This is a genomic window from Stenotrophomonas sp. 278, from assembly GCF_003935715.1.
Taxonomy (GTDB): domain Bacteria; phylum Pseudomonadota; class Gammaproteobacteria; order Xanthomonadales; family Xanthomonadaceae; genus Stenotrophomonas; species Stenotrophomonas maltophilia_AH.
The window spans coordinates 1-7,156 of the sequence record NZ_RHPP01000177.1; the positions used below are offsets into that span (position 1 = coordinate 1).

At 65.9% G+C, this 7,156-nt stretch carries 7 protein-coding genes and 1 pseudogene; 4 read left to right on the plus strand and 4 right to left on the minus strand.

The genetic code is table 11. The annotated features are described in order from the left end of the window. Positions 1-843 (minus strand): efflux RND transporter periplasmic adaptor subunit (locus tag EGJ34_RS19480; RefSeq protein WP_125362105.1); only part of this gene is annotated, 843 nt, incomplete at its 3' end. A gap of 125 nt (positions 844-968) precedes the next feature. On the opposite strand from EGJ34_RS19480, the gene EGJ34_RS19485 reads away from it, so the two are divergent. The 3 genes from EGJ34_RS19485 (at position 969) to EGJ34_RS19495 (ending at position 3,807) form a co-directional block, all read left to right on the plus strand. Next, the gene (locus EGJ34_RS19485) at positions 969-1,634 is read left to right on the plus strand and encodes a TetR/AcrR family transcriptional regulator (RefSeq protein ID WP_125362106.1); all 666 of its coding nucleotides are present in this window, start codon (positions 969-971) and stop codon (positions 1,632-1,634) included. A gap of 144 nt (positions 1,635-1,778) precedes the next feature. Continuing rightward, complete coding sequence (locus EGJ34_RS19490; protein WP_125362107.1) at positions 1,779-2,426, plus strand: protein-L-isoaspartate O-methyltransferase; 648 nt, start codon at positions 1,779-1,781, stop codon at positions 2,424-2,426. A 16-nt stretch (positions 2,427-2,442) separates the two neighbouring features. Next, complete coding sequence (locus EGJ34_RS19495; RefSeq protein ID WP_125362108.1) at positions 2,443-3,807, plus strand: TolC family outer membrane protein; 1,365 nt, start codon at positions 2,443-2,445, stop codon at positions 3,805-3,807. A 137-nt stretch (positions 3,808-3,944) separates the two neighbouring features. Here EGJ34_RS19495 and EGJ34_RS19500 read toward each other — a convergent pair whose 3' ends face one another. Beyond that, positions 3,945-4,865 carry an LpxL/LpxP family Kdo(2)-lipid IV(A) lauroyl/palmitoleoyl acyltransferase gene (locus tag EGJ34_RS19500; protein ID WP_125362109.1) on the minus strand — a complete coding sequence of 307 codons (921 nt, stop codon included), beginning with the start codon at positions 4,863-4,865 and terminating at the stop codon, positions 3,945-3,947. 74 nt (positions 4,866-4,939) lie between these two features. On the opposite strand from EGJ34_RS19500, the gene waaA reads away from it, so the two are divergent. Beyond that, complete coding sequence (gene waaA, locus EGJ34_RS19505; protein ID WP_125362110.1) at positions 4,940-6,238, plus strand: lipid IV(A) 3-deoxy-D-manno-octulosonic acid transferase; 1,299 nt, start codon at positions 4,940-4,942, stop codon at positions 6,236-6,238. 190 nt (positions 6,239-6,428) lie between these two features. Here the strand turns inward: waaA and EGJ34_RS19510 are convergent, their stop codons facing one another. Then, a complete protein-coding gene (locus EGJ34_RS19510; protein ID WP_312023044.1) occupies positions 6,429-6,743 on the minus strand; it encodes a transposase in 315 nt (104 codons plus the stop codon). A gap of 237 nt (positions 6,744-6,980) precedes the next feature. Further along, positions 6,981-7,156, minus strand: a pseudogene (locus tag EGJ34_RS22795) (O-antigen ligase family protein); the annotation flags it as partial.

Genomic DNA, 7,156 nt, shown 5'->3' on the forward strand with positions numbered 1-7,156 from the left:
GCTGCGGCCTGCGCCGGCGAACACGCGTGCGCTCTGGCCCAGCTCGACGTCCTTCAGCGCTTCCTCGGCCAGGCTGACGCGCGCGGCATAGGTGCGGGTCTGCGCATCGGCCGCCGGCGCAATTTCGCGGATCGAGCCCGGCAGCAGCTGGCCCGGCGTATTCCACAGTTCCACCTGCACCTGCTGGCCGACCTTGTAGTCGCGGATGTGGCTTTCAGGGAGCGCGATCAGCACCTCGCGGCCGCCGTCGGCGGCCAGGGTGAAGATGGTCTGTCCGGCGCTGACCACCTGCCCTGCTTCGGCCTCGCGGCTGGCGATCACCCCGTCAGTGGGGGCGCGCAGCTGCGCATATGCGGCCTGGTTGCGGGAAACGGCAAGATTGGCGCGGGCCGCATTGGCCTGGCCCTGCGCAGCCTTGAAGGCAGCGGTCTGCGCGTCCAGCGCGGACTGGCTGACCAGCTGCTGCTCGGCGAGTTTGGCGTAGCGCTTCTGGTCATCGCGGGCGCGCACCAGGTCGGCTTCGGCGGCGGCCAGCTGGGCCTGGCTGGCGCTGGCCTGGGCGGCGTAGTCGGAGACGTCCAACTCGGCCAGCACGTCGCCCTTGCGCACGCGCTGGCCCGCATCGACATGTCGGCGGATGAGGTGACCGCCGACCTGGAACGACAGGAGGCTCTCCTCACGGGCATGCACTTCACCGGGATAAGCCGCCAGCTCCTGCCCAGCCACCGTGCCGGGCTGCACCACCAGCACCGGTAACGGTGCTGCCGGCTCGGCCTCCTGCTTGCCACACGCTGCCAGCATCAATGCCAGCAGGCCACCGCCCATCCATCGCAAGTTGTTCATGAGGTCCTGGACCTTGAAGAAGCCGGGAGAAAGCGACACCGACGAGACACTCTATATCGGCATCGAAATTATTGAACCGACCGGTATAGTATAAATATCGAACCGATTGGTCTAGTATTCAATCAATGACCGATCCGACCTCTTCTTCTGCGCCGCCCAAGCCCTCTGCCAAGGCCGCCGGACCCGGACGTCCGAAAGACCTGGGCAAGCGGGCCGCGATCCTTGACGCCGCCAAGGCGCTGTTCGTCGAACAGGGCTATACGGGCGTGAGCATGGACAGCATCGCCGCTCAGGCAGGCGTGTCCAAGCTGACCGTTTACAGCCATTTCGGCGACAAAGAGACCTTGTTCACCGAAGCTGTGCAGTCCACCTGCATGGAAATGCTGCCCGATGCGCTGTTTGTAACGGACGCCGAGGGGCCACTGCGTGAACAGCTGACAGGGATTGGCCAGGCCTTTTTCGCGATGATCACCTCACCGGCGGCGGTGGCGGTGCAGCGGGTGATGATGGCCCCGGATACCGACGACCGCATCCGCGAGATGTTCTGGGTCGCCGGCCCGCAGCGCACCAGCGCTGCCCTGGCAGAATTCCTGCGCGCCCGCACTGCCCGCGGCGAGCTGGAGATTTCCGACTTCCAGACCGCGGCCCTGCAGTTCTTCACCCTGATCAAGGGCGAGCTGCATACGCATATGATGTGCGGCATGCGCCCGGCCCCGGCCGAATGCGATGCCGACGCCCATGTGCACGCCAGCGTCGACTTCTTCCTGAGGGCGTACGCTACCCGCCGCTAGTCCTGTTTGCCCAACCTGAATGGACCGGAGGTCGCGGTGACTTCCGGCACTGCGTCTCCCACATGTCGGCAGCGATGCTTTGATCGCGCCGCCCGCTCCCGGCACCGGTAAAATGGCCGGCCCACTGCGCTGGATTAGAACCTCATGACGATCGATTACGCCCACGCCCGCGAACTGATGGTTGAACAGCAGATCCGTCCCTGGGACGTGCTGGACATCCGTGTGCTGGATGTCCTGGCAACGCTGCCGCGGGAGGCGTTCGTCGCTGAAACGCACAAGAAACTGGCCTATACCGACGTGGAACTGCCGCTCGGTTTTGGCCAGAAAATGATGAAGCCGGTCATTGAAGGCCGCACCCTGCAGGCGCTGGATCTGCAGCCGGGCGACGAAGTACTGGAAATCGGCACCGGCAGCGGCTACCTCAGCGCCTGCATCGGCGCGCTGGCCCGCGAAGTGCTGAGCCTGGAAATCCAGCCGGAGCTGGCCAGCAGCGCGCGCGCCAGCCTGGACGCCGCCGGCCTGGGCACCAACGTGCGCATCGAAACCGCCGACGCCCTGAACTGGAGCAGCGAGCGCCGCTTCGATGTCATCTGCGTGACCGCTGCGGTCGAGACCATTCCGTCACATTTCGTCTCGCTGCTGCGTCCGGGTGGTCGCCTGTTCCTGATCCGTGGCACCTCGCCGGTGATGGAAGCGGTGCTGGTGAAGGCCGACGGCAGCACCGAATCGCTGTTTGAAACCGATATCGCCTACCTCCGCGGTGCCGCCCCGGCACCCCAGTTCCAACTCTGAGTCCAAGGAAGCCGCAATGATCCGCCGATCCCTCGCACTTGCGCTGGCCGCCGCACTGCTGCCGATGACCGCCTCTGCCGCCGACCTGCTGCAGGTCTATGAAATGGCGCGCAACGGCGATCCGCAGCTGGCCGCGGCAGAGTCCACCCGCCTGTTCGACAAGGAAGGTGCCGTCCAGGCCCGCGCCGCGCTGCTGCCGCAGCTCAACGGCCAGGCCACGCTGGGTCGCAACCGCACCACGCCGAACCATGACGTGGACACCACCTCGTTCACCACCAAGAACCGCAACTACACGGTGGAGGGCTCGCAGACGCTGTTCAACTGGACGCAGTTCGCCAACCTGAAGTCGCAGCGCGAGCTGAGCAAGGCGGCTGACTTCACCCTGGACTCGGCCAACGACGACCTGATCGTGCGCACCTCGGCCGCCTACTTCAATGTGCTGGTGGGCATCGAATCGCTGTCGGCCGCACAGACCAACGAAGCCGCTGCCAAGAAGCAGTTCGACTTTGCCGACAAGCGCCTGGAAGTGGGCCTGGCCCCGATCACCGACGTGCACGAAGCGCGCGCGCAGTACGACCAGGCGCGTGCCAACACGATCATCGCGCAGAACACGCTGGCCGATGCCTACCAGGCCCTGACCGAACTGACCGGCCAGCCGGTGACCGACCTCAAGGCGCTGCCGGAAGACTTCCGTCCGGAGCTGCCGGCCCAGTACGCTACCGTGGATGCGCTGGTGACCCAGGCCGTCGCTCAGAATCCGGCATTGAAGGCTTCGGAACTGCAGGTTAACGCAGCGGAAGCGTCGGTGTCGGCTGCACGTGGCGCGCACTATCCCACGCTCAATCTCGGTGCCAGCGTCGGCCGTTCGGCCACCTGGGGTGACCCGATTGGCTCCAGCAGCAACTACACTCCGGACCAGCGCACCAACAGTGTCGCCCTGACCCTGAGCGTGCCGATCTTCTCCGGCGGCGCAACCCAGTCCGGCGTGCGCCAGGCCCTGGCCCAGCGCGACATCGCCCAGGACGGTTACGAGCAGCAGAAGCGCGCCCTGGACCGCAACACCCGCAATGCCTACCAGTCGCTGGTGGCCGGCATCAGCGAGGTGGAAGCACGTCGCCTGGCCGTGGTCTCGGCGCAGAGCGCCTACGATGCCTCGCAGGTCGGCCTGGAAGTGGGTACCCGCACCGTGCTGGACGTGATCCAGAACCAGCGCATCCTGTTCTCGGCGCAGCTGGAATACGCCCAGGCCCGTTACAACTTCCTGCAGCGTCGCCTGCAGTTGGGCCAGGCGGTGGGCGTGCTCGACATCGCCGAACTGCAGGACATCAACCGTCTGCTGACCCAGCAGGCCGCCACGCCGAGCACCACGGTCAACAACTGATCGCGATGTATGGCTGGAACGAAAAAGCCACCCGCAGGGGTGGCTTTTTTGTCTGTGGCGTTCGGCTACTGCGCAGCCACGCAGGGCGTGGCTCTACGTCGAATGAGCCGTAGAGCCACGCCCTGCGTGGCTGCGCGTCATTTGTAGAAGCTGCTACGTCCACCCGGCTGCCGCTTGAAGCGCCGGTGGATCCACAGATACTGGTCCGGTGCCTCGCGCACCATCGCCTCGATGGCCTGGTTGACCCGCGCGGTATCGGCTTCTACGTCTTCGCTGGGGAAGTTCTCCAGCGGCGCGCCGATCTTCAGGAAATACTTCCCGCCTTCGCGGCGGTGGAAATACGGAATCACCGCGCAGCCGGTCATGCGTGCCAGCTGATGCGTAGCGGTGATGGTGGACGCGGTGTGCCCGAAGAACGGCACGAACACGGTGTCCTTGCCACGCATGTCCTGGTCGGGCGCATACCAGAGGAAACCGCCCTTCTTCAGATGCCGCACCGTGGCACGAATATCCTCATTGGCATACATCGCCTTGGCATAACGCAGCCTGCCGAACTTCACCGCCCATTCGTAAACCGGATTACGGTGCTTGCGGTACATGCCGGACAACTCGACGTGGTCGCACAGCAGCCGACCGCACATTTCCAGCGTCATGAAGTGGCCCGAGACCAGCAACACACCGCGGCCTTCGGCCTGCATGCGGTGCAGATGTTCCAGGCCCTCGATCTGGACCTTGGGGCGGATGCTGTCGATGCTGCCCCACCAGGCACGGGCGAACTCGAAGATGCCCACCCCCAGCGCGTCGAAGCTGTCGCGCAGCAGTCGCTGCCGCCAGGCCTCGTCCTGTTCAGGGAAGCACAGCTTGAGGTTCACTTCGGCGGCCTTGCGCCGGCTGCTGGCCAGCCGGTATGCCACCGTGCCGACGCCCCGGCCCAGCGCCCGCTGCAGGCCCCAGGGCAGCCGCGCGACCGCGAAGGCCCCCAGCATGAAGGCGAACATCGGCCAGTGCCGGGGATTGCGCAGCGACGGGCGGGTCGCAGTGGAGGCGTTATCTGACATGCCCTGATTCTAAAGGATGCGTCCGCCCCCTGCGGCGCATGTCTTTCCCGGGCCGGCTCCCGTATCCTCTGCCCATGCGTAATCGCCCTGTTGAGTGGATCCTGCGCGGCCTGTATTCGGCCGTGCTGTACATACTGCTGCCCATCACCGTGTACCACCTGGTGTGGCGGGGCTTCCGGGTGCGTCAGTACTTCCAGCGCTGGGACGAGCGCTACGCCTCCTACCCGCAGTCCAGCGTGCACCCGCGGGTGTGGCTGCATGCGGTGTCTGTCGGCGAAGTCAACGCCGCCGCCCCCCTGGTCAACGCATTGCGCGCGCAGCGTCCGGATATCCGCTGGGTCATCACCACCATCACCCCCACCGGCTCGGAGCGGGTGCGCTCGCTGTGGGGCGATGCGGTGGACCACGTGTACCTGCCTTACGACGTGCCCGGCAGCGTCGGCCGCTTCCTGGGGCATTTCAAACCCAGTCTGGCGCTGATTCTGGAAACCGAGCTGTGGCCGAATCTGCTGTTCGGCTGCCGTGACCGCGGCATTCCGGTGTACATCCTCAATGCCCGGCTGTCGGCGCGTTCGCTGCGCGGCTACCGGCTGCTGGCTCCGCTGATCGCACGTGCGCTGCGTACGGTGACCTGCGTGGCCGCGCAGTCGCAGGAGGATGCCGAACGTTTCATCCAGCTGGGTGCCGAACCCGAGCAGGTGCGTGCACTGGGCAACCTGAAGTTCGAGATCGCCACCCCGAACGTGCGCGAATTCATGGCGAACTTCCACACCGCCGTACCGCCGACGCGACCGGTATGGATTGCCGCCAGCACCCATGAAGGCGAAGAGCAGGCCACGCTGGACCTGCACCGCCGGCTGCGCGCGGAGATTCCCGATCTGCTGCTGCTGTGGGCCCCACGTCATCCTGAGCGCTTCCCGCGCGTGGAAGCGCTGGCCCGCGAGCAGGGCTGGAAGGTCGCCACCCGCCGCCAGGAACAATGGCCGCTGGCCGACACCGACGTCTTCGTCATCGACACCCTGGGCGAGCTGATGTCGTTCTACAGCTGCGCCCAGGTCGCTTTCGTCGGTGGCAGCCTGCAGCCGATCGGTGGGCACAACCTGCTGGAGCCGGCCGCGATGGGCACCGCGTCGGTGACCGGCCCGCACCTGCATAACTTCTCGGAGATCTCACGGCGCATGCGCGAGGCCGGCGCGGTGTTGATCGCCGACGACGTGGAAGGCGTGTACGTCGCCCTGCTGACGCTGCTGCGCGATCCGCAGGCGCGCGAAGACATGGCACGCGCCGGCTGCACCCTGGTAAGCACCGGCCGCGGCGCGTTGCAGCGCACCGTTGATCTGGTGACGCCGCAGCTTCCGCCGCCGGTGGCGTGAACCCTTCTGCAACGACGTCGACCATCCCACCCGTCACGTAGAGCCACGCCCTGCGTGGCTTCGACCATGTCTGACACTGCGAAGCCACGCAGGGCGTGGCTCTACATCAGGTGATATCCCAACGGCACCACGCGTAGGGGTACTCGCCGACCCGCTCGGAGAGTCCAGCGCGCAGTGGGTTGCCGATGATTTAGCGGGCCGCATGTTCAACAGACTCATCACGGCGAATGGCATGGTCGTGATACCCCTTCTGCCACACCTGCCCTGTCTGCAGCTTACGGCTGCTGATGGACTTGAAGACATTCATGCAGCTGGCGAGCGTGCCTTGCCGAAGTTCCATCAACCAATGCACATGATCCGGCATGATCACCCAGGCCAGCGTGTAGCTGCGGCCGGTGCGTTCAACGTGCCGAAGTGCGTCGATGACGATCTCGGCGTTGCGAGCATGTTCGAACAACCGGCGTCTGCCGTGCACCACAGTGGTGAGCACGTAGATGCGGCCCACCTGGGATTGGCGGTAGCGACGTAGGCGGGGGCTGGACATGCCACCAGCGTGGCAAGCGGACGGCAAGCACGGTATCGCCAAACAACGCGTCATGATGTCAGACGTAGAGCCACGCCTTGCGTGGCTTCGCGGTATCGAGCGAAAGCGCAGCCACGCAGGGCGTGGCTCTACGGGATTCTGGCATCGCCGCGCGAGCCACGCAGGGCGGGCATACGAACGCCAACGGGCGAACGACCTTCAGTCTGCCTCGTCGCGGGCCAGCAGGCTGCCGGCATACAGCGCGGCGAGCAGCAGGGTGAGGCCACCCCAGAAGGTCGAGTAGAACGCCAGGTGCGTGTTCAACGGGAACACGGTGACCGCCAGCGCCAACGCCGCCGGGCGTGCGCGATCACGCGCCGCCAGCGGTGCGAAGC